Source organism: Tepidimonas alkaliphilus, assembly GCF_007556595.1.
Taxonomy (GTDB): Bacteria; Pseudomonadota; Gammaproteobacteria; order Burkholderiales; family Burkholderiaceae_C; genus Tepidimonas; species Tepidimonas alkaliphila.
Genome location: NZ_VJNB01000002.1, coordinates 122,170 through 148,141, shown reverse-complemented (window position 1 = coordinate 148,141; position 25,972 = coordinate 122,170). Strand labels below are relative to the sequence as shown.

At 69.2% G+C, this 25,972-nt stretch carries 23 protein-coding genes; 13 read left to right on the top strand and 10 right to left on the bottom strand.

From position 1 onward, the window contains the following. Positions 1 to 3 precede the first annotated feature (3 nt). Positions 4 to 591: a methionine biosynthesis protein MetW gene (gene metW, locus Talka_RS02820; RefSeq protein WP_143889598.1), complete on the bottom strand. Its 588-nt coding sequence runs from the start codon at positions 589 to 591 to the stop codon at positions 4 to 6. After that, on the bottom strand, positions 588 to 1,793 hold the full coding sequence (gene metX, locus Talka_RS02815; RefSeq protein WP_281289638.1) for a homoserine O-succinyltransferase MetX: 1,206 nt from the start codon (positions 1,791 to 1,793) through the stop codon (positions 588 to 590). The genes metW and metX overlap by 4 nt, the downstream gene beginning before the upstream one ends. Before the next feature lie 407 nt (positions 1,794 to 2,200). On the opposite strand from metX, the gene Talka_RS02810 reads away from it, so the two are divergent. Then, complete coding sequence (locus tag Talka_RS02810) at positions 2,201 to 2,575, top strand: RNA recognition motif domain-containing protein (protein ID WP_143889596.1); 375 nt, start codon at positions 2,201 to 2,203, stop codon at positions 2,573 to 2,575. On the opposite strand, the gene lptC is transcribed toward Talka_RS02810, so the two are convergent. The 4 genes from lptC to Talka_RS02790 form a co-directional block, all read right to left on the bottom strand. Continuing rightward, a complete protein-coding gene (lptC, locus tag Talka_RS02805) occupies positions 2,569 to 3,222 on the bottom strand; it encodes an LPS export ABC transporter periplasmic protein LptC (protein ID WP_185970040.1) in 654 nt (217 codons plus the stop codon). The genes Talka_RS02810 and lptC overlap by 7 nt on opposite strands. Continuing rightward, positions 3,213 to 3,761 carry a KdsC family phosphatase gene (locus Talka_RS02800; protein ID WP_143889594.1) on the bottom strand — a complete coding sequence of 183 codons (549 nt, stop codon included), beginning with the start codon at positions 3,759 to 3,761 and terminating at the stop codon, positions 3,213 to 3,215. Before Talka_RS02800 ends, lptC begins: the two co-directional genes overlap by 10 nt. Continuing rightward, entirely contained in the window at positions 3,761 to 4,669 is a 909-nt protein-coding gene (locus Talka_RS02795) for a KpsF/GutQ family sugar-phosphate isomerase (RefSeq protein WP_143889757.1), read from the bottom strand. Before Talka_RS02795 ends, Talka_RS02800 begins: the two co-directional genes overlap by 1 nt. A gap of 98 nt (positions 4,670 to 4,767) precedes the next feature. After that, the gene (locus Talka_RS02790) at positions 4,768 to 6,414 is read right to left on the bottom strand and encodes an ATP-binding protein (protein ID WP_143889593.1); all 1,647 of its coding nucleotides are present in this window, start codon (positions 6,412 to 6,414) and stop codon (positions 4,768 to 4,770) included. Positions 6,415 to 6,574: 160 nt separating this feature from the next. On the opposite strand from Talka_RS02790, the gene Talka_RS02785 reads away from it, so the two are divergent. From Talka_RS02785 to Talka_RS02750, 8 genes are all read left to right on the top strand, one after another. Further along, positions 6,575 to 8,557: a monovalent cation:proton antiporter family protein gene (locus Talka_RS02785; protein WP_143889592.1), complete on the top strand. Its 1,983-nt coding sequence runs from the start codon at positions 6,575 to 6,577 to the stop codon at positions 8,555 to 8,557. 11 nt (positions 8,558 to 8,568) lie between these two features. Then, positions 8,569 to 9,114 carry an adenine phosphoribosyltransferase gene (locus Talka_RS02780; protein WP_143889591.1) on the top strand — a complete coding sequence of 182 codons (546 nt, stop codon included), beginning with the start codon at positions 8,569 to 8,571 and terminating at the stop codon, positions 9,112 to 9,114. Between the two features lie 113 nt (positions 9,115 to 9,227). Continuing rightward, positions 9,228 to 9,719, top strand: a complete 492-nt coding sequence (locus Talka_RS02775; RefSeq protein ID WP_143889590.1) for a chemotaxis protein CheW — start codon at positions 9,228 to 9,230, stop codon at positions 9,717 to 9,719. 55 nt (positions 9,720 to 9,774) lie between these two features. Next, positions 9,775 to 11,085, top strand: coding sequence for a methyl-accepting chemotaxis protein (locus Talka_RS02770; protein WP_281289637.1), 1,311 nt, complete (start codon positions 9,775 to 9,777; stop codon positions 11,083 to 11,085). 21 nt (positions 11,086 to 11,106) lie between these two features. After that, positions 11,107 to 12,912 carry a methyl-accepting chemotaxis protein gene (locus Talka_RS02765; protein WP_143889588.1) on the top strand — a complete coding sequence of 602 codons (1,806 nt, stop codon included), beginning with the start codon at positions 11,107 to 11,109 and terminating at the stop codon, positions 12,910 to 12,912. Between the two features lie 211 nt (positions 12,913 to 13,123). Continuing rightward, the gene (locus tag Talka_RS02760) at positions 13,124 to 15,073 is read left to right on the top strand and encodes a methyl-accepting chemotaxis protein (RefSeq protein ID WP_143889587.1); all 1,950 of its coding nucleotides are present in this window, start codon (positions 13,124 to 13,126) and stop codon (positions 15,071 to 15,073) included. Positions 15,074 to 15,224: 151 nt separating this feature from the next. Next, entirely contained in the window at positions 15,225 to 17,336 is a 2,112-nt protein-coding gene (locus Talka_RS02755) for a putative bifunctional diguanylate cyclase/phosphodiesterase (protein ID WP_185970039.1), read from the top strand. A gap of 38 nt (positions 17,337 to 17,374) precedes the next feature. Beyond that, a complete protein-coding gene (locus Talka_RS02750) occupies positions 17,375 to 18,880 on the top strand; it encodes a M20/M25/M40 family metallo-hydrolase (protein ID WP_143889585.1) in 1,506 nt (501 codons plus the stop codon). Between the two features lie 37 nt (positions 18,881 to 18,917). On the opposite strand, the gene Talka_RS02745 is transcribed toward Talka_RS02750, so the two are convergent. The 3 genes from Talka_RS02745 to Talka_RS02735 are packed head-to-tail and all read right to left on the bottom strand — an operon-like array spanning position 18,918 to position 20,918. Then, positions 18,918 to 19,316: a HEPN domain-containing protein gene (locus tag Talka_RS02745; protein ID WP_143889584.1), complete on the bottom strand. Its 399-nt coding sequence runs from the start codon at positions 19,314 to 19,316 to the stop codon at positions 18,918 to 18,920. Then, positions 19,313 to 19,699 (bottom strand): nucleotidyltransferase domain-containing protein, encoded by a 387-nt coding sequence (locus Talka_RS02740; RefSeq protein ID WP_143889583.1) that lies wholly within the window; start codon positions 19,697 to 19,699, stop codon positions 19,313 to 19,315. The genes Talka_RS02745 and Talka_RS02740 overlap by 4 nt, the downstream gene beginning before the upstream one ends. 25 nt (positions 19,700 to 19,724) lie before the next feature. Beyond that, the gene (locus Talka_RS02735; protein ID WP_143889582.1) at positions 19,725 to 20,918 is read right to left on the bottom strand and encodes an MFS transporter; all 1,194 of its coding nucleotides are present in this window, start codon (positions 20,916 to 20,918) and stop codon (positions 19,725 to 19,727) included. Positions 20,919 to 21,069: 151 nt separating this feature from the next. On the opposite strand from Talka_RS02735, the gene gshA reads away from it, so the two are divergent. Genes gshA through Talka_RS02715 form a run of 4 tightly spaced genes read left to right on the top strand, consistent with a single transcriptional unit; the run spans position 21,070 to position 25,658 of the window. Continuing rightward, positions 21,070 to 22,365 (top strand): glutamate--cysteine ligase, encoded by a 1,296-nt coding sequence (gshA, locus tag Talka_RS02730; protein WP_143889581.1) that lies wholly within the window; start codon positions 21,070 to 21,072, stop codon positions 22,363 to 22,365. Positions 22,366 to 22,408: 43 nt separating this feature from the next. After that, complete coding sequence (locus Talka_RS02725) at positions 22,409 to 24,289, top strand: potassium transporter Kup (RefSeq protein WP_342781037.1); 1,881 nt, start codon at positions 22,409 to 22,411, stop codon at positions 24,287 to 24,289. A gap of 26 nt (positions 24,290 to 24,315) precedes the next feature. Further along, a complete protein-coding gene (gene gshB / locus Talka_RS02720; RefSeq protein ID WP_143889579.1) occupies positions 24,316 to 25,284 on the top strand; it encodes a glutathione synthase in 969 nt (322 codons plus the stop codon). A gap of 2 nt (positions 25,285 to 25,286) precedes the next feature. Continuing rightward, on the top strand, positions 25,287 to 25,658 hold the full coding sequence (locus tag Talka_RS02715) for a VanZ family protein (RefSeq protein ID WP_246100538.1): 372 nt from the start codon (positions 25,287 to 25,289) through the stop codon (positions 25,656 to 25,658). On the opposite strand, the gene Talka_RS02710 is transcribed toward Talka_RS02715, so the two are convergent. After that, on the bottom strand, positions 25,603 to 25,950 hold the full coding sequence (locus tag Talka_RS02710) for a DMT family transporter (RefSeq protein ID WP_143889578.1): 348 nt from the start codon (positions 25,948 to 25,950) through the stop codon (positions 25,603 to 25,605). The genes Talka_RS02715 and Talka_RS02710 overlap by 56 nt on opposite strands. Positions 25,951 to 25,972: the final 22 nt, after the last annotated feature.

The window sequence follows — 25,972 nt, the reverse complement described above, 5'->3', positions numbered from 1 at the left end:
TTTTTAGCGCTGCGTCAGCTTGAACACCGCGGTGCTGGCCAGCAGGTTCGGCCAGCGCCGCACCACGCGCCCGTGGTCGTCGATGCCGAAGGCGTCTTCCACGTGCAGGCCCAGGCGCTGCGCCAGCACCTCGAAGTCCGCAAACGTGCCGACGCGGATGTTGGGCGTGTCGTACCACTGATACGGCAGCCGCTTGGTCACCGGCATGCGCCCGGCCAGCACGCGCAGGCGGTTGGGCCAGTGCGCGAAGTTGGGGAAGGCCACGATGGCGCTGCGGCCCACGCGCGCAGTCTCGCGCAGCATCGTCTCGGCGTTGCGCAGGTGCGGCAGCGTGTCGATCTGCAGCACGACGTCGAAGCTGCCATCGGCGAACATCGACAGGCCTTCCTCGAGGTTGAACTGCAGCACGTCCAGCCCGCGCTTGAGGCACGCGAGCACCTGGGCGTCGTCCAGCTCGATGCCGTAGCCGTGGCAGCCGCGCGCCTCGCGCAGGTGCGCCAGCAGCGCGCCGTCGCCGCAGCCGAGGTCGAGCACGCGCGCGCCGTGCGGCACCAGGCCCGCGATCAGGTGCTGGATCTGGCGGTCGCTCATGCGGCGCCTCCATCGGTGGGTAGCTGCAGACCGGCGCCGACGCGGTGCTCGAAGTAGGCGCGCACGGCGGCGTGGTAGCGCGCGTCGTCGAGCAGGAAGGCGTCGTGCCCGTGCGGCGCGTCGATCTCGGCGTAGCTGACGGCGCGGCGGTTGTCCAGCAGGGCCTTGACGATCTCGCGGCTGCGCGCCGGCGAAAAGCGCCAGTCGGTGCTGAACGAGACGACCAGGAAGTCGGCCTGCGCGCGCGCCAGCGCCGCCGACAGGTCGCCGTCGAACTCGCGCGCCGGGTCGAAGTAGTCCAGCGCGCGCGTGATCAGCAGATAGGTGTTGGCGTCGAAGTATTCGCTGAACTTGTCGCCCTGGTGGCGCAGATAGCTCTCGATCTCGAACTCGATGTCCTGCGTCGTGTAGCGGTAGGCCAGTCGCTCGGCGGCTTCCGCGTCGCCGGCGCGCAGCGCCTGCGCGAGCGGGCGCAGGCGGCGGCCGAACTTGCTGTTCATCACGTCGTCGCTCAGGTAGGTGATGTGGCCGATCATGCGCGCGATGCGCAGCCCCCGGCGCGGCTTGGTGCCGTGGCGCAGATAGTGCCCGCCGTGGAAGTCCGGGTCGCTGACGATGGCGCGGCGCGCCACCTCGTTGAAGGCGATGTTTTCCGCCGTTAGGTTGGGGGCGCTGGCAATGACGACCGCGTGGCGCACGCGCTGCGGATACTGCAGCGTCCAGCTGAGCGCCTGCATGCCACCCAAGCTGCCGCCCATGACGGCGGCCAGCCGCTCGATGCCGAGTGCGTCCAGCAGCCGCGCCTGCGCCTCGACCCAGTCCTCCACCGTCACGACGGGGAAATCCGCGCCCCACGGCTGGCCGGTGGCGGGGTTGAGGTGCGTCGGCCCGGTGGAGCCGAAGCACGAGCCGACGTTGTTGACGCCGATGACGAAAAAGCGGCGCGTGTCCACCGGCTTGCCCGGGCCGACCATGTTGTGCCACCAGCCCTCGCTCTTGGGCAGTGGCTGGCCGCGCTCATCGGCATACTGCCCGGTGACGTGGTGGCTGGCGTTGAGGGCGTGGCAGATCAGCACCGCGTTGTCGCGCGCGGCGTTGAGTTGGCCATACGTTTCGTAAACCAGCTCGAAGCTGGGCAACTGCGCGCCGCTGCGCAGACGCAGCGGCGCGTTGAACACCATGCGTTCGGGGCGGACGATCACGGACGGGTTCCTTGCGCCTAAGGCGCCGTTGGCTATCCAGATGGCGCCGTGATCGAGGGGGGCTTGCGCCGCAACAGCCTGGGCCGTCGCGTTCCTCTTTAGCGGCATTTGTCAAGCGCCCGCAAGCGGGTTCAAATCGGCGCCAACTTCAGTATAACCCGGTCGCTGGCTGGGCATCGGTGTTGATGGGTGTTGTTTTTCACGCGGATAAAGCGGCTTGCTGGGTCGGCAGCGCAGGTCAGGCTTTCCTGCCGCCGCGCAATCGGCGTATGATGCAGGCACGGGCAAGCGTTCGCGTGGACGCTTGCGCCGAGTTGAGAAAGTGATCGGTTGGTTTCGCGCGCAGCAGGTTTGCCGTCGGGGCTCCGTCGCTTGAGTGTGTTGGTTTTGTCAGAAGGAGCCTTGAGATGGGCAACAAGTTGTATGTCGGCAACCTGCCGTATTCGGTGCGTGACGGCGATTTGCAGCAGGCGTTCAGCGCTTACGGTCAGGTCACCAGCGCCAAGGTGATGATGGAGCGCGACACGGGCCGCTCCAAGGGTTTTGGGTTTGTCGAGATGGGCAGCGACGCCGAAGCGCAGGCTGCGATCGCCGGCATGAACGGCCAGTCGTTCGGCGGGCGCAACCTCGTGGTCAACGAAGCGCGTCCGATGGAGCCGCGCCCGCCGCGCGGCGGCGGCTTCGGCGGCGGTCGGCGCGAAGGCGGCTTCGGCGAGGGACAGTTTCGCAGTCCCTACGGCGGCCCGCGTCGGCGCGAGGGCGGCGGCTACGGCGGCTATTGAGTTGCTTGGCTTCTTAGCACGGCTGGCCCGCGCGGGGTGAGCGTGGCGCGGATTTGTCCAGTCAGCTCTCCCTGCTGTTGGCGTTCGTCGTAACGCCCGCGCAAAGCGGACAGGGTGTCGCCGTCGCGGGTCAGGCGCAGCGGCATCTCCGAGACCCAAAGACCGGTTTCGGCGTCCCAGGTCAAATGCTCGCCGCGCAGCTCGAGCCGCGCCCCCGGGTGGCCCGGCAGCGGCTGGCGGCGGTAAATCACCTGGCCTTCGAGCACATGCAGCCGGCGCGCGTCGTCGATCGTGACGCGCCGCGCCTGTCCTTCGCTGCGCTGCGCAGTGGTTGGATTGAGTTGCATCCAGCGCACATGGTGCATTTCGGTGCGGCCCTCAGCCGGGTAGTGCAGCATTGCAGCACCACGCCACTCGGCGCTAAGCCGCCCGTGCGCGTCGTAGCGGCGCAGGGTAAAACCGTGCAGCACGTTATCTGGCTCGCCCGGGCGCAAGGCGCGTGCGGAGGGCGGCTCGCTGCCCGCTTGACGCTGCACAACCACCCAGGTGGCCAACGCCAAGGCGCCCATCAACAGCAGCGGCAAGGACAGCGACAGCGCATCCCATGCGCGCACCCACCACGGCAAGCCCTTGGCTTTCATGTCCATGCTTCTTCCAGGAGGGCGCGGTAGCATCCGGCGGCCACCAGCAGCAGGTCGCAGAACTCGCGCGCAGCGCCGCCGCCGGCGGGCGCGGCGGTGACGTGGTGCACGCGCGCGCGCACCTCGGCGTGCGCCGAAGGCGGCGCGGCGCTGAAGGCGCAGCGGCGCAGCAGCGGCAGGTCCGGCCAGTCGTCGCCGATGGCGGCGGCCTGACTCCAGTCCAGCCCGAGCTCGGCCAGGATGGCCTCAGCCGCGGGGCGCTTGTCCTCGGCGCCGAAGCGCGCGTGGCGCACGCCCAGCGCCTGCAGCCGGGCGCGCAGCGCCGGCGCGTCGCGGCCGGTGACGACCGCTGGCTCGATGCCCGCGCGGCGCAGCAGCTTCAGGCCGTGGCCGTCCAGCGTGTGGAAGCGCTTGAGCTGCTCGCCGGCGGGGCCGTAGAACAGCCCGCCGTCGGTCAGCACGCCGTCAACGTCGAAGAAGGCCACGCGCACCTCCTGCGCGCGCAGCAGCAATTCGGGAGCGAAGGTCAGCACCGGCGTGTCCATCAGATCACCTTGGCGCGCATCAGGTCATGGGAATTGACCGCGCCGGCGAGCCGCCCGTCGTCATCGACCACCAACACGCAGTGGATGCGGTGGCGCTCCATCAGCTCGGCGGCCTCCACCGCCAGCGCCTGCGCGCGCACGCTGCGCGGGTCGCGGTGCATCACCTCGGCGGCGGTCAGCTGCCTCAGGTCGGCGCCTGGGCGTCCCTCGATCAGGCGGCGCAGGTCGCCGTCGGTGAAGATGCCCACCGGGCGGCCATCGTCGTCGGTGAGCGCCACCGCACCGAGCCCGCCGGCGCTCATGGCGCGCATCATTTCGGGTAGCGTCGCCGCCGGCGCCACGCAGGGCGTTTGCTCCAGCGGTCGCATCACGTCCTGCACCCGCGTCAGCAGCCGCCGGCCCAGCGCGCCGCCGGGGTGCGAGCGCGCGAAATCGTCCGGCTGAAAGCCGCGCGCGCTCAGCAGCGCCACCGCCAGCGCGTCGCCCATCGCCAGCTGCGCCGTGGTGCTGGCCGTCGGCGCCAGGTTGTGCGGACACGCCTCGCGCTCCACGCCGGTGTCGAGCACCACGTCGGCGTGCCGCGCCAGCGTGGAGTCGGCGCGCCCGGTCAGGGCCACCAGCGGCACGCCCATGCGCTTGATCAGCGGCAGGATGACCGTCAGCTCGTCGCTTTCGCCGCTGTTGCTGATCGCCAGCACCGCATCGGCCGCCGTGATCATGCCGAGGTCGCCGTGGCTGGCCTCGGCCGGGTGCACGAACAGCGCCGGCGTGCCGGTGGAGGCCAGCGTCGCGGCGATCTTGCGGCCGACGTGGCCGCTCTTGCCCATGCCAGTGACGACGACGCGCCCGCGGCAGCCGAGCAGCAGCCGCACCGCCTGCGCGAAGCGGCCATCGAGCCGCGCGGCCATCGCCTGCAGCCCGGCGATCTCGGTGGCCAGCGCCTCGCGGGCCAGCGCGATCAGGCGGGCGTCGTCGGGGGTGGAGGACGAAGACAGGTTGGACGTGGTCACTCAGTTTCCCCCATCGGGTGCCGCCACCGCGCCACCTCCCACCCGACGATCTGGCGCTTCGTGGGGCTGAACTCCACGCCGAGTTCGATCACCTCCTCGATGCCCGGCGCGCCGCGGTGCTTGGCGGCGTAATCCTTGGCCTTGAGCTGGCGCATCGCCTCGCCGGTGGGGGCGTCGCCGTCGATGACCTTGAACTCGATCACCCACGCGCGGCCCGCATGGCGGATGACGAGGTCGCACTGCCCCGGGTTGGAGACTTCCTCCGGCACGATGTCGAGCCCGAGGCTTGCCAAGTGGCTGTAGAAGACGCTGGCGTAGTAGCCCTCATACTGGGCGATGGGGTTGGCGCGCACCCAATCGTGCGGGATGCTGGCGTAGAGCCGCTCGAAGTGCGCGCGCAAGCCCTCGGCATCGCCGTCGGTCAGCAGGTCATACAGATCGTTGGCCAGACGGCTAACCAGCGAGGCGTCGGGCATCCAAGCCTTCAACAGCCGGTCGTTGAGCGCGTAGCGCACCTCCTGGTTCGGCACCCGCAGGGTGTAGACGGTGCGGCTGGCTTTGCGTTGCTGGCTGTCAATCGTCAAGTATCCCGTTTGCCACAGCAGCGCCTCGGGCTCGATGCGCTCCACATCAAAAGCGCCCAGCAAGTCATCATCCGCCAGCAGCCGCTCCAGCTGCGGGGTGTAGAAACCCCGGCGCTTTAGCCACTCCACGAGAAACGTCGGCGTGCCGGTCTCAAACCAGTGCGCGCGAAACTGCCGATTGCGCAGCAGCAGCAGCACGTCAAACGGGTTGTAAACGCTGGTGGGGCCCCAGCGGTAGCCGTTGTACCAGCGCCGGATCTCCTCGCGGTCCAGCGGCTGGCCCTCTTGCTTGGCAGCCTCCAGCTCCGGCGCAAACACCGTGTCGATATCCTCCTCGGTGTAGCCGCAGATGGTGCCGTATTCGGGATCCAGCGTCAGGTCGTAGAGGTTGTTGAGGCCTGAAAAGATCGAGACCTTGCTGAACTTGGACACCCCCGTCAGCAGCACGAAGCGCAGGTCGGCGTCTCTTCCCTTGATGACGCTGTAGAGGTTTCTCAAGCCCTCGCGCATGGCGCGGGCGATCTCAGGGGCTTCGAGGTTGTCGAGGATCGGCTTGTCGTATTCATCGACCAGCACCACGGCCTGGCGGTGGTGGGTCTCAGCGGCGCGCTCGATCAGCGCATCGAAGCGCAGCGGGATGTCGGTCTGCGGCGGCGGAAGCTCCACGCCCAGATGACGGGCGTTGGCCTCCAGCTGCGCGTGGATGTGCTCTTCCAGCTGTTCGCGCCGCTGCAGCCGCCCGGCGGCAAAGCTCAGCCGAATCACCGGGTGGGGCTTGGCCCAGTCCCAGCGGTCGGCCAGGAAGAGCCGCTCGCGCGGGGCGGTGCCGTCCGCGCCGTCGTGCGCGTCGAACAGCTGCCGCTTGCCCTCGAACGCGCAGGCGATGGTGTCCAGCAGCAGGCTCTTGCCGAAGCGGCGCGGGCGGGAGAGAAAGTAGAACTTGCCGCTGTCCGCCAGGCGCGCGACGAGCGGCGTCTTGTCCACGTAGTAATAGCCGCCCTCGCGGATGTCGCGCAGGGTCTGGATGCCGATCGGCAGTTTGCGGCGCAAGAGCGTCATGGCGGGATCGAGGCTGTCACGCAGTCCGCGTGGGAGGTGCGCACCACTGATGCGAACATGCCAATGTTTAGCCTAGCATGAACAGGGGGCGGCGCGTCTTCGCCCGACCGGCTGGGTTGGGCTGTCGGGCCGTGGCTAGACCCCGATAAGATCGTAGGCCGTGAACGCCCTCGACCTCGCCCTGCTGTTCCTGCTCGCCGCCGTGCTGGGCGTGGTGGGGTGCCGGCTGCTGAAGCTGCCGCCGCTGATCGGCTACCTGGCGGTGGGGGTGCTGATCGGGCCGCATGCGCTGGCGCTGGCGCAGAACTCCGCCGGGCTGCGCTATCTGGCGGAGTTCGGCGTCGTGTTCCTGATGTTCGCGATCGGGCTGGAGTTCAGCCTGCCGAAGCTGCGCGCGATGAAGCGCTTCGTCTTCGGGCTCGGCACGGCGCAGGTGAGCCTGACGGTGCTGCTGACGACGCTGGCCTCGCTCGCGCTGGGCTGGCTGCTGCCCGGCTGGTGGGGCCTGCAGTGGCCGATGGCGGTGGCGATGGGCGGCGTGATGGCGATGAGCAGCACCGCCATCGTGATGAAGCTGATGGCCGACCGGCTGGAGCTGGAGACCGAGCACGGCCAGCGCATCGTCGGCATCCTGCTGTTCCAGGACTTGGCGGTGGTGCCGCTGCTGGTGCTGATTCCGGCGCTGGGCGCGCCGGGCGAGGAGCTGGCCTGGGCGCTGCTGCTGGCGCTGCTAAAGGCGGCGGCGCTGCTGGCGCTGCTGCTGACCGGCGGGCAGCGGCTGATGCGCTGGTGGCTGACCCTGGTGGCGCGGCGCAAGAGCCAGGAGCTGTTCATGCTGAACCTGCTGCTGGTGACGCTGGGGCTGGCGTGGCTGACCGAGCATGCCGGGCTGTCGCTGGCGCTGGGCGCGTTCGTGGCCGGCATGCTGATCGCCGAGACCGAGTACCGCCATCAGGTCGAGACCGACATCCGACCGTTCCACGACGTGCTGCTCGGGCTGTTCTTCATCACCATCGGCATGATGCTGGACTGGCGCATCGTGCTGGAGCGCTGGCCGCTGGTGTTGCTGCTGCTGGTGCTGTCGCTGGCGTTCAAGACGGCGCTGATCGCGCTGCTGGCGCGCGCGTTCGGCGCCAGCCCCGGCACGGCGCTGCGCACTGGGCTGTACCTGATGCAGGCCGGCGAGTTCGGGCTGGTGCTGCTGCAGCTGGCCAACCAGCACGGGCTGGTGCCGCCGGCGCTGTTCAACCCGACGCTGGCGTCGATGATCCTGTCGATGTTGCTGACGCCGCTGGTGATCCAGCACAGCAACGCGATCGTCACGCGCCTGGTCGGCAGCGACTGGCTGCTGCAGTCGGTGCAGATGACGCAGATCGCGCGCAAGGCGATGGCCGCCGACAAGCACGTCATCATCTGCGGCTACGGCCGCTGCGGGCAGAACCTGGCGCGCATGCTGGAGACCGAGGGCATCCCCTACATGGCGCTGGACCTCGACCCCGACCGCGTGCGCCAAGCCGCCGCGGCCGGCCACTCGGTGGTGTTCGGCGATGCGGCGCGGCTGCAGGCGCTGATGGCCGCCGGGCTGGCGCGCGCCAGCGCGGTGGCGGTCACCTACCTGGATACGCCCAGCGCGCTGAAGGTGTTGCACCACGTGCGCGAGCACGCGCCGCACGTGCCGGTGGTGGTGCGCACGGTGGATGACACGGATCTGGCCCGGCTGCAGGCCGCCGGTGCCGCCGAGGTGGTGCCGGAGGCCATCGAAGCCAGCCTGATGCTGGCCAGCCACGCGCTGGCGCTGGTGGGCGTGCCGCTGCGGCGCGTGGTGCGGCTGGTGCAGGAGCAGCGCGCGGCGCGCTACCAGCTGCTGCGCGGCTACTTCCACGGCGCTGACGACGACCTCGACGAGCAGGCGCAGGCGCGTCTGGCCACGGTGGTGCTGCCGCCGGGCGGCCCCACGGTCGGCGCACGGCTGGGCGATCTGGCGCTGCACGCGGTGGGCGTGCAGGTGATGGACGTGCGCCGCGCCGACGGCCGCCGCGCCCAACCCGCCGATGACCTGATGCTGCAGGGCGGCGACGCGGTGGTGCTCTATGGCGTGCCGGAGGCGCTGGCGCTGGCCGAAAGCCGGCTGCTGGCGGGATAATCGCGCACGCCATGGACACCGCCGCTTACCTCCGCTCGCACATCCGCACCGTGCCCGACTGGCCCGCGCCGGGCGTGCAGTTCCGCGACATCACGCCGCTGCTGCAGGATCCCAAGGTCTTTCGCGTGCTGATCGACGCCTTCGTGCACCGCTACATGGACCGCGCGCTGCGCCCGGACGTGGTGGCGGGGTTGGACGCGCGCGGCTTCATCATCGGCTCGGTGGTGGCCTACGAGCTCGGCGTCGGCTTCGTGCCGATCCGCAAGAAGGGCAAGCTGCCGTTCACCACGGTGGAGGAGACTTACGAGCTGGAGTACGGCAGCGCCACCGTCGAGCTGCACACCGACGCGGTCAAGCCCGGCGACCGCGTGCTGCTGATCGACGACCTGATCGCCACCGGCGGCACGATGATGGCCGGCAAGAAGCTGCTGGAAAAGCTCGGCGCCACGGTGATGGAGGGCGCGGCCATCGTCACGCTGCCGGAGCTGGGCGGCGAGCAGCGCCTGCGCGAGGCCGGGCTGTCCCTCTACACCTTGGTCAGCTTCAGCGGGCACTGAGGCGCGCTCTTGATGTTCATCAAAACGCACCCGAAGGCCCCGCGGCGAGGTTGCACCCCTGTCACCGTTTTGGCGGATACTTGGCACTCACGCCGATGACGAGGAGTCCGAGCATGACCGCAACCGCCGCTCACGAACCCCATGCCCAGGCCGCGCGCGCCAGCGCGGAATACCTCACCTTTCGCCTGGGCGCTGAGGAATACGGCATCGACATCCTGCGCGTGCAGGAAATCCGCTCCTTCGAACCTCCCACCCGCATCGCCAATGCGCCGGCGCACATGCTGGGCGTGGTCAACCTGCGCGGCGTCATCGTGCCGGTGGTCGATCTGCGCCTCAAGCTGGGCTGCGCCCAAGCGGAATACAACGGGCTGACGGTGGTCATCGTGCTCAACGTCAAAGGGCGTGTGGTCGGCGCGGTGGTCGATTCGGTCTCTGACGTGCTGGAGCTGCCGCGCGACCAAATCCGCCCGGCGCCCGAAATGGCCTCCAGCACCGTCGATACCGCTTTCATCACCGGGATTGCCAGCGTCGGCGAGCGCATGCTGATCCTGATGGACATTGAAGCGCTGATGTCGGCGCCCGACATGGGCCTCATCGAGGTTTGAACCGGCGCGGGGCGCGCGCCGCCCCAGGGGGTCTGGCATGGGTGGACTGGACTGGATGCGCGCCTTTAGCGTGCGGGCGCGCATGCTGGGGGCGATTGCGGTGGTGCTGGCGCTGCTGTCGGCGTTGGCCGGCGTGGGCGTGTGGGCGGTGCACCATATGCAGATCGCGCAGCACGAGGCGTTGACCCTGGCGTGGATCGCCGCCGGCGACGGCGGCAACGAGGCGTTTGCGCAGCAGATGATTCAGCTCACCGAGCATGGCGAGCAGATCCGGGCGCAGGCGCTGTGGGCGCTGGCGGCGGCGCTGGTGGTGGCGATGGCCATCGTGGCCCCCACCACCTGGATGAATTTGCGCAGCATCGTGCGCCCGGTGCAGCAAGCGCAGGCGCTGGCTCAGGCCATTGCGCGCGGCGACCTCACCACCCCCGCAGACACGCAGGGCCGTGACGAGCTGGCCGCGCTGATGCGCAGCCTGGCCGACATGCAGGCCGCCTTGGCGCACACTGTTGGCGAGGTGCGCGCCAGCGCCGAGGGTCTGCGCGCCGCCGCGGCCTCGGTGGCCGGCGGCAGCCAAGACCTGGCGCAGCGCACCGAGCAGACCGCCGAGCATCTGCGCCAAAGCGTGACCCGCATCGATGACCTGACGCGCCACGTCGCCGCCAGCAGCGAAGCGGCGCAGGCCGCCATTGACCTGGCGCGGCGCAACGCTGAGGTGGCCGAGCGCGGCGGCCAAGCGGTTGGGCAGGTGGTGGCCACCATGGAGGGCATTCAGGCCGCCAGCCGCAAGATCGCCGACATCATTGGCGTCATCGACGGCATCGCGTTTCAGACGAACATCCTTGCGCTCAACGCCGCGGTGGAAGCGGCGCGCGCCGGTGAGGCGGGCCGGGGCTTTGCGGTGGTGGCTGGCGAGGTGCGCCAGCTGGCGCAACGAAGCGCTCAGGCGGCCAAGGAAATCAAAACGCTGATCGAAGCCAGCGTGGCCCAGGTCGGCGCTGGCACCGCCCAAGTTCACGCTGCGGGGGCGACCATTGGCGACATCGTCGCCAACGCCGAGCAGGTCTCGGCCTTCATCCGCGAAATTAGCGCGGCCACGCAACAGCAGGCGCAGGGCTTGGCGCAGATCAACGACGCCGTGGCCGAAGTCGATCAGATGACGCAGCAGAACACGGCGCTCGTGGCGCGCAGCACCGAGACCGCCTCGGACCTGCGAGCGCAGGCGGAGCGTTTGGCCCAAACCGTGGCGGTGTTTCGCCTGCCCTCGGACTCGAGCGGCGGGTTGTCCCAGCCAAGGCCAGCCCTCGACGCGACGGACGCCGTCCCCACCCATCCGGCGGCGCTGCCGCGCCCCCGCCTGACCCATTGAGACCCAACGAGGAGCACCCCGATGGCGATACGCGACTGGAAAATTGGCATCCGATTGAGCCTGGGCTTTGGCTTCATGATGCTGGCGCTGCTGGTGGTGCTGGGCACCGCGGTATGGTCGGCGCGGCATGTGGATGAGCACGTGCGGCGGTCCGATGCGCTGACGGAGCTGGCGCGCATCGCCGAAAAATGGCCGGCGTTGACCCGGCTGCAAGTCACCCGCACCCAGGCGGTGGCCCGCTTTGGCGACAACCCCGAGCTGCTGAACCACTTTCAACAGCAGATCGCCGGCACCAGCGAACTGGTGAGCCAGCTTGAAAAGCAGCTGGCTGAGCGGATTCAAATCAGCGGCCAGGTCGCGGCGTTTGAACGCGTGCGTCAATTGCGCGCCGCGCAGATCGCCGCGCGCGACGAGGTGATGGCCGCGGTGCGTGCCGGCGACATGGAGCGCGCGCGGGCGCTGACGGCCTCGCGCTACGAGCCGGCGGCGGAAGCTTACCTGAAAGCCCAGCAGGAGCTGGCCGATGCGCTGGTGGCCGAAGCCAACACCGTCATCGACGAAGCGCGCGAGGCCGCTGAGCTGGGCGAAAAGCTGGAACTCATCATCACCGCGCTGGCCCTGGTGGTGGGCACGCTGGTGGCGGTGTCGCTCACGCGCGGCATCACCCGCCCGCTGCGCGAAGCGGTGACGGTGGCCGGGGCCATCGCCCAGGGTGACCTGACGCAGCGACTGCACACCGGCCGCGGCGACGAGGTCGGCGAGCTGCTGCGCGCGCTGGAGGCGATGCAGAGCGCGTTGCGCCAGGCCGTGGGCCGCATCCGCGGCTCGGCCGACAGCGTGGCCACCGCGGCGGTGCAGATCGCGCAAGGCAATCAGGATTTGTCGGCGCGCACGGAAAGCGCCGCCGCCAGCTTGGAGCAGACCTCGGCCAGCATGCAGCAGCTGACCGACGCCGTGCGGCACAGTGCCGAAGCCGCCCGCACCGCCAATCAAGTGGCGCAGCAGGCGTCCGACGCCGCCCAGCGCGGCGGCGCGGCGGTGCGCGAGGTGATCGGCACCATGCAAGGCATCGAAAGCAGCAGCCAAAAGATCGCCGACATCATCCAGGTCATCGACGGCATCGCGTTTCAGACGAATATCCTTGCGCTCAACGCCGCGGTGGAGGCCGCGCGCGCCGGCGAGGCGGGCCGCGGCTTTGCGGTGGTGGCCGGCGAAGTGCGCGCGCTGGCGCAACGCAGCGCCCAGGCCGCCAAGGAAATCAAGGCGCTGATCGAAGAAAGCGTGGCGCGCGTGCAACAAGGCAGCCAGCAGGTGGACGCCGCTGGCCGCACGGTGGAGGAGATCGTGCAAGCGATCCAGCGCGTCGCCGACATGATCGGGGAAGTGACCGCCGCCACCACCGAGCAGAGCGACAGCATCGTGCAGGTCAACGCGGCGGTGGCGCAGCTGGATCAAACCACGCAGCAAAACGCTGCCCTGGTGGAGCAGGCGACGGCAGCAGCCGACAGCCTGCGCCAGCAGGCCGACGAGCTGCTGCGGGTGGTGGCGCAATTTCGCACCGGTGAGCAGCTGCCGGTACCGGCCGGCGCCCCAGCGTCTGCCGTGCGGCCCAGTCTGCCGCGCGGCGTTGTGCGCAAGCCAGCCGCCGCGCCCAAGCCGCTGCCGACGCCGTCCCGCCGAGAGCCAACCTTGCCCAAGCCTGCAGCAGCGTCATCCCCGCGCGGCTCTGGCTCTGGGCCGACAACGACCTCTTCGCCGGCGCCGAGCGGCCCCGGCGCAGCTTCGGCCCGTTCCGGGGCCGACGAAGGCGATTGGGAGACGTTTTAATCGGAACCGTTTGCGCCGTGGCAGCCTGACCCAAGGCGCTTGGCGTGTCACTGACTTGATATAGCATCGTCTCAAACTGGCCTCGGGCCGGCTTGCAACCGGGGCTGAAGGCCTTAAGCGGTGGCGGTGTCCCGCCCGCGGCCCCGCCAAGGCGTGCCCGCTGCCCAGTGCGATCCCGTTGGTTGACGCAGGACGTAGGAGGGAACTGGCCATGGCGCAAGTGCGATGGAGTTTCGAGTGGCGCGTGCTGTTCCGCTTGGGGGCGGTGATTGCCGCAGTCGTGGTGGCGCTGCTCGGGGTGCGCTTGTGGAGCCAGCAAGCCACGATGCTGGCCGACCGCAAGGCCAGTCTGCAATTGCAGACGCAGCAATATGCGCGCGAGGCGCAGCGGCTGTTTGAGAGCGCGGCAGCCACCGCCGCGGCGATGGCCTCGGCGCTGGATGAGCTGCGCCGCAGCGGGCACGCCGACCGCAAGGTGGCCAACGACATCGTGCGCGGCGGCCTGATCAGCAACCCGCTGATCATTGGCGCTTCCACGGCCTGGGAGCCCAACGCTTTTGATGGCAAGGACGCCGAATTTGTCAACGCCGACGCCCTGCACGACGAAACCGGGCGCCTGATTCCATGGTGGTTTCGCAGCGGCAGCAAAATCGGCAGCGAAAAACTGATCGATTACGAAAAACCTGGCGCGGGGGATTGGTATGTGGTGCCGCGGCAAAAAAAGCGCCAGGTCATCAGCGAGCCCTACCCATACCCTGTCGAGGGCAAGGATGTGCTGATGGTCACGATCAGCCAGCCGATTCTGGAGGGCGAGCGTTTTTTGGGTTTGACCACCGTCGATGTGCCGTTGGATACCCTGTCCGACCGCGTGGCGCGGCAACGCCTGTATGACAGCGGCCACATGATGCTGGTGTCAGACCAAGCCGCCATCGTTGCTCACCCGCAAGCGGAGCGCAATGGTCAGACGCTGCAGCAGGCAGGTTATCCGCAGGAGGTGGTGGAGGCGGTGCGGCAGGGTCGCGATGGGGTGTGGGAGGTTGGGGGCCAGCTGTATGCGGTGGAGTCGCTGGAGGTGGCGCAGACGGGGCAGAGCTGGGCGGTGGTCAGTGTGGTGCCCAAGGCGGAGGTGGTGGCGCCGCTGCGGCGCGATGCGTGGCTGGGGGCGGGGCTGGGCTTGGTGGCGCTGCTGCTGGTGCTGGGGGCGATGGGCTGGGAGCTGAAGCGCTCGGTGCTGGGTCCGCTGGGCGATGACCCGCACGAAGTGGCGCGGCACGTCACGCGGGTGGCCGAAGGGGACTTGAGCGGGGCGGACTGGCGTGGTCACGAGCTGGCGCCGGGCAGCGTGGTGCGGGCGGTGCGCGACATGGAAGAGCGGCTGGCGCAGACCATTCGCCAGATTCGGCAAGGCTCGGAGCAAGTCACGGCGGCGGCGCAAGAAATTGCGCAAGGCAACCGGGATTTGTCGGCGCGCACGGAAAGCGCGGCGGCCAGCCTGCAGCAGACGGCGGCCAGCGTGCAGCATCTCACCGAAGGCGTGCGTCACAGTGCGCAAGCGGCGCGCACGGCCAGCGAGCTGGCGCAGCAAGCGGCGGCGGCGGCGCAGCAAGGCGGGCAGCGCGTGGGGCAAGTGGTGGCCACCATGGGCAGCATCGAGCAAGCCAGCCAGAAGATGGCCGACATCATTGGCGTGATTGATGGGATAGCGTTTCAGACCAACATCTTGGCGCTGAATGCGGCGGTGGAGGCGGCGCGCGCAGGCGAGGCGGGGCGTGGCTTTGCGGTGGTGGCTGCGGAGGTGCGGGCGCTGGCGCAGAGGAGTGCGCAGGCGGCCAAGGAGATCAAGGAGCTGATTGAGCAAAGCGTGGCGCGGGTCAAGGCTGGGGGGCAGGAGGTGCAGCAAGCTGGGCAGACGATGGGCGAGATTGTGCGGGCCATCGAGCGGGTGGTGGGGGTGATCGGGGAGGTGACGGCGGCGGCCAGCGAGCAGAGCCAGAGCTTAAGCGAGGTCAACACGGCGGTGGGGCAGCTGGATCAAGCCACGCAGCAGAATGCGGCGCTGGTGGAGCAGATGACGGCGGCGGCGGAGAGCTTGCGGCAGCAGGCGCAAGACCTGCTGCAAGCGGTGGCGCGGTTCCGGCTGGCCGAGTCCGCCCGCGGCTGAAAAAGGCAGAGCGGGCGGCGCAGGCGCGACACCTCAGGGTTGTCCCGGCTGCGGAGCGCGGCGGCGGCTTGTTTAGACTAGTGCGGTGGATTCAGCCGCCGAACCGATGGGCGCTCCTCTCATTCCTTCCGTTTTGCCAGGTTTGGCCAGTGTGGCGGCCGATGAGGCCGCGCGCTCGGGCCGGTTGTCGCTGGCGGAGCTGCTCGATCATCTGCAACACGCGCTGGTGGTGCTCGATGGGTGCGGGCATGTGGTCGGCTACAACCGCAGCGCGCTGACGTTGCTGGAGCTGCCCGAAGACCTGATGGCGCGCGCGCCGCTCATCGACGAAGTGGTGCGTTGGCAGGTTGAGCGCGGCGACCTCAAAGGCCAGCCTGAGCGCCTGATCGAGCGGGTATGGCACCATCTGCGCGCCACGCAGGCCAGCGGCGAGCCGCACGTTTACAGCTACACCACCGCCAGCGGGCGCACGCTGCAAGGCTCGACCATTGCCTTGCCGGGCGGCGGTTGGGTGCGCATCTATACCGACGTTACGCGCCACGCGCAGACGCTGGCCGCGCTGCGTGAAAGCGAAGCCCGCCTGCGCAGCTTGACCGAGCTGTCAGCCGACTGGTTCTGGGAATGGGATGAGGAGGGCCGCTACACCCGCATGGAAGGGCGGGTGGTGCGCGAGCACGATATCGCGCCGCTGTTCCTCGGGCGGCGGCCTTGGGAGGTGGCGGCGCTGAACCGTCCTCGCCCCGAGGATTGGAACGCGTTGCTGCAAGCGGTTCGGCGGCGCGAGCCGTTTCAGCATTTTGAAGTGCAGCGCATCCTGCCCAACGGGCGCAGCCACTGGTTTGCGCTCAGCGGCGAGCCGGTGTATGACGCGCAGGGGGTGTTTCGGGGCTACCGCGGCATCGGACGTGACATCACCGCGCGCAAAGAGGCCGAGGCCACCATTCAACGACTGGCTTTTTACGATGGGCTGACTGGGTTGTGCAACCGCCGAGCCTTCCAGGATCGCCTGCTGCAAGCGCAGGCCAGCAGCGCGCGCAGCGGGCGCTGGGCCGCCTTGTGCTTCATCGACCTGGACGATTTCAAGGACATCAACGACGCGTTTGGCCACGCCGCCGGCGATGCGTTGCTGCGCGAGATGGCGCAGCGCTTGCGCGAGGCGGTGCGCGCCGACGATACCGTTGGACGGCTCGGCGGCGATGAGTTTGTGGTGCTGTTGGAGGATTTGCACGCCGACGAAGAGCAAGCGGCCTGGCGCGCCCAACAGGTCGCTGAAAAGCTGCGCCAGGCGCTGGAGCGGCCTGCCGTCATCGGCGGGCACGATCTGCAGGCCACGCCCAGCATCGGCATCACGCTGTTTCGCGGGCAAGCCGACAAGATCGAAGAGATTTTGGGCCGCGCCGACTTGGCGATGTATCACTCCAAGGCGGCTGGGCGCAACGCGGTGCGCTTTTTCGACCCCGCCATGCAGGCGCGCGTTGTGCAGCGCGCCACGCTGCAGCGCGAGCTGCGCCATGGCCTGCGCGACGGCGAGCTGGCGCTGTTTGGCCAGCCCATCGTCGATGCTCAAGCGCAGACTTGCGGGCAAGAGGCCTTGCTGCGTTGGCGCCACCCGGTGCGCGGCATGGTGCCGCCGGCGGAGTTCATCCCGGTGGCGGAGCAGACCGGGCTGATCCTGCCGATCGGCCAATGGGTGCTGCGCGAGGCCTGCCGCGTGCTGGCGCGCTGGGCCGCCGACCCGGCGCGCGCCGGCTGGACGCTGGCGGTCAACCTGAGCGCGCGCCAGCTGCGCCAGCCGGACTTCGTGGCCAGCGTGCAGGCCGCGCTGGCGGATGCCGGCGCCGACCCGCGCCGGCTGAAGCTGGAGCTGACCGAAAGCCTGCTGCTGCACGACGTGGAGGACACCATCGCGAAGATGGAGGCGCTCGCCAGCCTCGGCATCCAGTTCGCGCTGGACGACTTCGGCACCGGCTACTCGTCGCTTGCCTACCTCAAGCGCCTGCCGCTGACGCAGCTCAAGATCGACCGCAGCTTTGTGCGCGACCTGCTGAGCGACCCCAACGACGCGGCGATCGCCCGCACCATCCTGCAGCTGGCGCAGAGCCTGGAGATGGAGGTGGTGGCCGAGGGCGTGGAGACGGTTGGTCAATACGAAGTGCTGCGCGCGATGGGCTGCCGGCTGTTCCAGGGCTACCATTTCGGCCGGCCCGCGCCGCTGGAGCCGGCCGACCCGCCCGCCGCGGCGCCAGCCCAACCCGCGGGTTGAACCTGTTGTCGCACCCCCTTGCGTTTGATGCATCCATCATGAACGCCCGCCTGCCCGACCCCGCCCAGCCCGTGCTCGACCCGCACGCCACCCGCGCCCGCGTGGACGAGCGCTGGCAGCGCGACATCCTGCCGGCGCTCAAGCGCTACATCGAGATCCCGGCCAAGTCGCCGATGTTCGACCCCGACTGGGCCGCGCATGGCCACCTGGAGGCGGTGCTGCGCGACGCCGCCGAATGGGTGGCGCGCCAGCCGGTGGAAGGCTTGACGTTGGAGATCGTGCGCCTGCGCCGCCCGGACGGCACGCCGCGCACGCCGGTGCTGCTGTTCGAGGTGGCCGCGCGCGCCGGCGCCGACGGCACGCCCGCGCCGGGGAGCGGCCAGACGGTGCTGATTTACGGCCACCTGGACAAGCAGCCGGAGTTTTCCGGCTGGCGCAATGGGCTCGGCCCGTGGACGCCGCGCCTGATCGACGACCGCCTCTACGGCCGCGGCGGCGCCGACGACGGCTACGCGGTCTATGCGGCACTCGCCGCCATCGAGGCGCTGCAGGCCGCCGGCCGCTCGCACCCGCGCATCGTCGGCCTGATCGAAACCGGCGAGGAAAGCGGCTCACCCGATCTGCCGGCCACGCTCGAGGCGTTGCGCGCGCGCCTGGGCGACGTCGGGCTGGTGGTGTGCTTGGACAGCGGCGCCGGCAACTACGACCAGCTGTGGCTGACCACCAGCCTGCGCGGCATGGTCAGCGGCGTGCTGCGCGTGGACATCCTGACCGAGGGCGTGCACTCCGGCGACGCCTCGGGCGTGGTGCCGTCGTCGTTCCGCATCCTGCGCCATGTGCTGGAGCGGCTGGAGGACAGCGCCACCGGCCGCCTGCTGCCGGGCTTCTTTCACTGCGAGATCCCGGCTGAGCGCATCGAGCAGGCGCGCGCCACCGCGGCGATCCTGGGCGAGGCGGTCTGGCGGCGCTTTCCGTGGGCGCACCACGACTGCGGCGGCAGCACGGCGGTGGCGCTGCCGGTCACGACCGACCCGGTGGAGGCGCTGCTGAACCGCACCTGGCGCCCGACGCTGTCGGTGACCGGCGCCGAGGGGCTGCCGCCGCTGCGCGACGCCGGCAACGTGCTGCGTCCCTACACCGCGTTCAAGCTCAGCCTGCGCCTGCCGCCGCTGGTGGACGCGGGGCAGGCCGCGCAGCGCCTGAAAGCGCTGCTGGAGGACAACGCCCCCTACCAGGCGCGCGTGACCTTCGAGCCGGAAGGCGCCGCCAACGGCTGGAACGCGCCGGCCAGCGCCCCGTGGTTCGAGCAGGCCCTGCAGGCCGCCAGCCAGGCGCACTTCGGCGCGCCCTGCGCCATGCTCGGCCAGGGCGGCACGATCCCGCTGATGAACATGCTGAGCGCAGGCTTCCCGCGCGCGCAGATGATGGTCTGCGGCGTGCTCGGGCCGCAGAGCAACGCCCACGGCCCGAACGAGTTCCTGCACGTGCCCTACGCCCGCCGCCTGACCGCGGCGGTGGCCGAGGTCATCGCGCGGATGCCGTGACGGCACGCGGCGGGGTCTCGGCTTTGGCGGCTCGGATTCAGACCTCGTCCGTTTTCGGCACGGCCTGTCGCACCGCCTGCACGAAGCGCCGTGCCTGCTGCACCAGCTCCGCGGCCTCGGCCATGTCGATCGATTCCCCGGTGTAGTCCGCCAGCTGGCGCAGTTCCAGCGCGCGGTTGAGCTGGCGTCCGTACTCGCGCGGCATGCGGCCTGGTTTGACGATATGCAGGCCGAATGCGGCGATCAGGCCGCTGTGGGTGCGTGCCGCGGCCCCCGCTTCCATCTCTCCCAAGGCCGCCGTCAGGATCGCGCGCGCGGCATCGAACATCGCATCGTAGGCGCGGTTGACGGCGCCGTCGGCATCGCCGCGTTCCAGCAGGGCTTGCGCCGAAGCCGCCGCCACCTCGGACTTGGCCAGCAGGGCGGCGGCGTTCATGGTTCGAGGGGCCAGACCGCGCGGCCTTCGTCGGCGATGCGCTTCAGCAGCGCCGGGTTGGGGTGGCGCTGCGGCTGCAGCCACTCATCCTGCCACACGGGCAGCGGCGAGATGCGCACCCCGTGCTCCAGCAGGACGTCGAACGCGGCATCGGCCAGATCGAGCGCCACCGGCGCGCGGCGCGGCTGACGCGGCAGCAGCAGCGCCACGTCCACGTCGCTGTCGGGACGGTGATCGCCCCGTGCCCGGCTGCCGTACACCCACGCGGCCTGCAGCGGGTGACGGGGCGCGACCCGTGCCAGAAAGGCGTGCACGGCGCGCGCCGTCGGCGCGTCGAGCGTCGTGTCGGCACGGACGGGGGGCGTGAGCACGACGGCGGGCATGGTCTGGACGGGGTTTGCGGGCGTTCTATCGTAGCGAAACCGTCGCTGCCGCGCCACGGCTGCGCTGCCGCCACGCCAGCGCCAGCAGCGCCAGGCCGGTGATCGCCACCGGCACCGTGGAGCCGAGGTTGAGCCACCACCAGCCCTGCGTCGTCACCAGCGCGCCGGAGGCGAACGACGTCAGCGCCATCGTCGCAAAGACCCCGAAGTTGATCGCTGCCTGCGCGCGGTCCTTCTCCTCCGGGCGGTAGGCCTGCATCGCCAGCGTCGTGCTGCCGGTGAACAGGAAGTTCCAGCCGACGCCGAGCAGGAACAGCGCGATCAGGAACTGGTGCAGATCCTGCCCCGACAGCGCAATCGCGATGCAGGCGGCGTTCAGCAGCACGCCCACGCCCATGATGCGCAGCACGCCGAAGCGCTGGATCAGGTGCCCGGTGACGAAGCCCGGCGCGAACATGCCGATCACGTGCCACTCCAGCACCAGCGCCGCATCCGAAAACGGCATGCCGCAGGTCTGCATCGCCAGCGGGGTGGCGGCCATCAGCAGGTTCATGACGCCGTAGCCCAGCGCCGCGCCCAGCGCCGCCACCGCGAAGCGTGGCTCGCGCAGCAGCTCAAGCACGCTGCGGCCGCCCGCGGCCGCCCCGGCGGGGCGCGGCGGCTCGGCCGGAAAGCGGATGCCGGCCATCACCGCCATCGACAGCAGCGCCAACAGCGCCAGCGCCAGGTAGGCGCCGAGGAACGGCGTGCCAAGCACGTCGCGCGTGTGGTTGGCCAGGTTCGGCCCGACGATGGCGCCGATCAGCCCGCCGGCCAGCACCAGCGAGACGGCCTTCTCGCGCTGCGACGGCGCGGCCAGTTCCCCGGCGGCGAAGCGGTAGAGCTGCCCGTTGGCGCTGTAGTAGCCCGCCACCACCGTGGCCGTCACCAGCAGCGCGAAGCTGCCCAGCCACAGCGCCAGCGCCGCCAGCAACGCCGAGACGAACGCCACCGCCAGGCCCAGCTGGAATGCCACCTGCCGCCCCCAGCGCGCCTGCGAGCGCGCCACCAGCCCGGTGGACAGCGCCCCGCCGACCACGTAGCCCATCACCGGCAGCGTGGCCATCCAGCCGGCTGGCGCCAGGCTCAGGCCCACCAAGCCGTTGATGGCGATGAAGACGACGTTGTTGGTTAGAAACAGGCCTTGCGCGGCGGCCAGCAGCCAAAGATTCCGGTTCATCGTATGGGTTATACCGCAGCCCCGCGCCGGGCTACCTGGCTGACCCGAAGTGACAGCGGCGCCGGCATGGCCACGGGAGCTTTCTACAATCGGCGCATCGCGCGGGGCTGGCTGGCCCGGCGCTTCGCATTCCGTCGCGGAGGGCAACCCCATGGTTCCGCACCTGGTCACCGCGCTGACCGGCCCGATCAACGAGCTGGAGCAGCGCATCCTCGAATCTACCCCGGTCATCGAGCGCTGGTTCCGGCTGGAGTGGATGGAGCACACGCCGCCGTTCTACACCTCGGTGGACATCCGCAACGCCGGCTTCAAGCTGGCGCCGGTGGACACCAACCTGTTTCCCGGCGGCTGGAACAACCTGACGGCCGAGATGCTGCCGCTGGCGGTGCAGGCCGCCATGGCCGCGATCGAAAAGATCTGCCCGGAGGCCAAGAACCTGCTGCTGGTGCCGGAGAACCACACGCGCAACACGTTCTACCTGATGAACGTGGCGCAGCTGCAGCGCATCTTCTATTCGGCGGGGCTCAACGTGCGCATCGGCTCGCTCAACCCGGAGATCAAGGAGCCGACCACGATCGACCTGCCCGGCGGCGAGCGCATCGTGCTGGAGCCGATCGTGCGCGAGGGGCGGCGCATTGGGCTGAAGCACTTCGACCCCTGCACCATCCTGCTCAACAACGACCTCTCCGCCGGCGTGCCGGGTATCCTGGAGGATCTGCACGAGCAATATCTGCTGCCGCCGCTGCACGCCGGCTGGCACGTGCGGCGCAAGAGCAACCACTTCCGCGCCTACGAGGAGGTGGCCAAGCGCTTCGGCAAGCTGATCGGCATCGATCCATGGCTGATCAACCCGATGTTCACGCACTGCGGCGAGGTCAACTTCGCCGAGGGGCAGGGGCTGGAATGCCTGCAGACGCAGGTGGACGCGCTGCTGGCGCGCATCCGGCGTAAATACAAGGAATACGGCATCCAGGAGCGCCCGTTCGTCGTCGTCAAGGCCGACAACGGCACCTACGGCATGGGCGTCATGATGGTGCGCGACGCCGCCGAGCTGGCCCAGCTCAACCGCCGCACCAAGAACAAGATGAACATCATCAAGGACGGCCGCCAGGTCACCGGCGTACTGATCCAGGAGGGGGTCATCACGCACGAACAGATCAACGATGCCGTGGCCGAGCCGGTGGTTTACATGATGGACCGCTACGTGGTGGGGGGCTTCTACCGCGTGCACGCTGAGCGCGGCGTCGACGAGAACCTCAACGCCCCCGGGGCGAGCTTTGTGCCGCTGGCGTTCGAGAAGAGCGCGCTGCAGCCGCAGCCGGGCAGCCCGCCGGGGGCCAGCGTCCCCAACCGCTTCTACATGTACGGCGTGGTGGCGCGGCTGGCGATGCTGGCGGCGGCTTACGAGCTGGAGGCCACCGACCCTGAGGCGGAAGCCGAGGTTTGACGCCGTGGCTCACGGCACAACGCCTGCGCCGCGGGGTGGCAGGCTGGCCGCCTTGACGCTGGCGGCCCTCGGCGTCGTCTATGGGGACATCGGCACCAGCCCGCTGTATGCCCTCAAAGAGGTGTTTGCCACGGGCCGCGTGCCCGCCACGCCGGAGCACATTCTGGGCATCTTGTCGCTGATGTTTTGGCTGCTGACGCTGGTGGTGTCGCTGAAATACGTCACGCTGATTCTGCGGGCCGACAACCACGGCGAAGGCGGCTTGGTGGCGATGCTGGCGCTGGCTTCCATGGCTGTGCAAGATCGGCCCGTGCTGCGGCGCGCGCTGCTGGGGTTGGGGATGCTGGGCACCGCCATCTTTTTTGGCGATGGGGTGATCACGCCGGCCATCTCGGTGCTGTCGGCGGTGGAGGGACTGGAGGTGGCGGCCCCGGGGCTACAACCCTTCGTGGTGCCGCTGACACTGGCGGTGCTGACGGCGCTGTTTGCGCTGCAAAAACACGGCACCGCCCGCGTAGGGGCCTTGTTCGGGCCGGTGATGTTGCTGTGGTTTGCGGTGCTGGCGGCGCTGGGGTTGGGCCCCATCGTGCAGCACCCGCAGGTGCTGGCGGCGCTCAGTCCGCATCATGCGTGGCGGTTTGTCATTGAGCAGCCGGCGGTGGCGTTTGCAGCGCTGGCGGCCATCGTGCTGTGCGTCACCGGCGCGGAGGCCCTCTACGCCGACATGGGCCATTTTGGGCGCCGTCCGATCCGGCTGGCTTGGTTTGGTTGGGTCATGCCGGCGCTGGTGCTGAATTATTTTGGCCAGGGCGCGTTGCTGCTGGCCCATCCGCAAGACATCGATAACCCGTTTTTCGAGCTGGCCCCGCGATGGGCGTTGGCGCCGCTGGTGTTGCTGGCTACCGTGGCCACCGTCATTGCCTCGCAGGCGTTGATTTCGGCGGCTTTTTCGGTTACCAAGCAGGTGATTCAATTGGGCTACCTGCCGCGGCTGCGCATCATCCACACCTCGGCGCGCGCGGCAGGCCAGATTTATCTGCCGCTGGTCAATTGGGCGCTTTACGCCGGCGTGGTGGTGGCGGTGGCGGTGTTTGGCTCCAGCAGCGAGTTGGCGTCCGCTTACGGCATTGCCGTGACCCTCAACATGTTCATCACCACCGTGATGGCCTTTTTTGTCATCCGGTATGCCTGGCGCTATCCTTGGCTGCTGTGCGTCGCCGCCACCGGCTGCTTTCTGGCGTTGGATGGCGCGCTGCTGGCGGCCAACGCCGTCAAAGTGTTGGATGGAGGTTGGTTTCCGCTGGTCATCGGCGCGTTGATGTTGGGTCTCATGACAACCTGGAAGCGGGGACGCGAGCTGCTCAGCCAGCGGTTGCGCCAGGAGACGATCGATCTGCCGGCCTTCTTGGACTCCGTCTTTTTAAGCCCGCCGGTGCGGGTGCCGGGCACCGCGGTGTTTCTCCACGCCGAAAAAGGCAGCACCCCCCACGCTTTGCTGCACAACCTCAAGCACAACAAAGTGCTGCACGAAACCAATTTGTTTGTTACCGTGCGCCATCATGAAGTGCCGTGGATTGGCTTTGACAAGCGCGTGGAGGTCGAGCCGCTCGGGCGCGACTGTTGGCAGGTGGTGTTGCATTTTGGCTTTAAAAACGACCCCGATGTGCCGCAGGCGCTGGCGCTGTTGCGCGATCGCGGTATCCGGCTGGATGACATGGAGACCTCGTATTTCTTGTCGTGGGAGAAAATCATTCCGGTGGCCGTGCATGGCTTGGCGGGATGGCAGCTAAAGCTGTTTTCCAGTTTGCATCGCAACGCCGCCTCGGCCGCTGACTTTTTGCACCTGCCGGCCAATCGTGTGGTGGAGCTGGGTTCGCAAATCGAACTTGGCCAGAGCTTGGCCCGATCGGGCGATTCCAAATGAGGGCAGGCCAGCGCCTGCTGACAACCATGAAGCTGCTTTTTGTGGCCGATCCGCTGGAACAATTCAACATCGCCAAAGACTCCACCTACGCCATGATGCGCGCAGCGGCCACACGCGGCCATGCGCTGTGGGCGTGTGAGCCCGCCGACCTGAGCTGGCAACGGGGCGGGTGCGTTTCGGCAGTCGCCACTGCCGTGCATCTGACTGGCAGCGGGCAGCCCTGGTATCGGTGCGACGCGCCGCGCAGCGTGGTGCTGGCCGATTTTGATGCCGTGCTGATGCGCAAGGATCCGCCGTTTGATGCGGAGTATTTTTACGCCACGCACCTGCTGCAGCAGGCCGAGCGCGAGGGCGCGCGCGTCTTCAACCGCCCGGCAGCGCTGCGCGACCATCCCGAGAAGCTGGCGCTGATGGAGTTTGCGGAGTGGGCGCCGCCGACGCTGGTGACGCGCTCGACGCAGGCGATCCGCGCCTTCCACGCCGAGCACCGCGACATCATCCTCAAACCCTTGGATGGCATGGGTGGACGCGGTATTTTTCGGGTTGGGCCCGACGGCCTTAACCTCGGCGCCATCGTCGAGCTGCTTACGCAGCATGGTCGCACCACCGTCATGGCGCAACGGTTCGTTCCCGCCATCGCCCAGGGCGACAAACGCGTGCTCGTGATCGGCGGCGAACCAGTGCCGTTTTGCCTGGCGCGCATCCCGCAGGGCGGGGAGGTGCGTGGCAACCTCGCCGCCGGCGGGCGCGGCGTCGCCCAGCCGCTGTCGGAAGCCGACTGGGCCATCGCGCGGGCGCTCGGGCCCCGACTTGCGGCGCGGGGGTTGTTGCTGGTCGGCTTGGACATCATCGGGGAATACTTGACCGAAGTCAACGTCACCAGCCCCACGTGTTTTCAGGAGATTGCGCAACAAACCGGCTACGACGTGGCGACGCGCTTCATCGAAGCGCTGGAAGCGGTGGTGGCGGCGAAGGGGGCGCAAGCCGAGGTATGAGCATGTGCCCGAACCGACTGCGGCTGATGTTTGCTGCCGCGCTGCTGGCGGTGACGGTGCTGTCGCTGCTGCCGCCGCGCCACCTGCCGCAGGTCGCCTTCGACGTCTGGGACAAGGCGCAGCACGCGCTGGCCTACGCCGGTCTCGCGCTGCTGGCGTGGGCCGGCTGGCCGCGCGCGCCGTGGGCGGCCGTGGCCGCGGCGCTGCTGGCGCACGGCGCCGCCGTCGAGCTGGCCCAGCAGGCCAGCGGCTGGCGCCAGGGCGACCCGCTCGACTGGTTGGCCGACGCCGTGGGCGTGGCCGCCGCCGCGGCCGCGCTCAGTGCCCGCCGCCGGCGCGCGACCACAGGTTCAGCACCAGCACCCCGGCGATGATGAGGGCCATGCCGAACAGGCCGACGGCGTCGATGCGCTGATCGTACAGCCACCACGCCGCCAGCGTGATCAGCACGATGCCAAGCCCCGACCACACCGCGTAGGCGACGCCGACCGGGATGTGCCGCAGCACCAGCGACAGGCAGTAGAACGACAGGCCGTAGCCCGCCGCCACCACCAGCGAGGGCAGCGCGCGCGTGAACCCGTCGCTGGCCTTCAGCGCCGTCGTACCGACGACCTCCGCGACGATGGCCAGCGCCAGCAGCAGCCAGGGATGGAGAGAGGTCTTCACGGCATCAAAATCCTTCCATGAT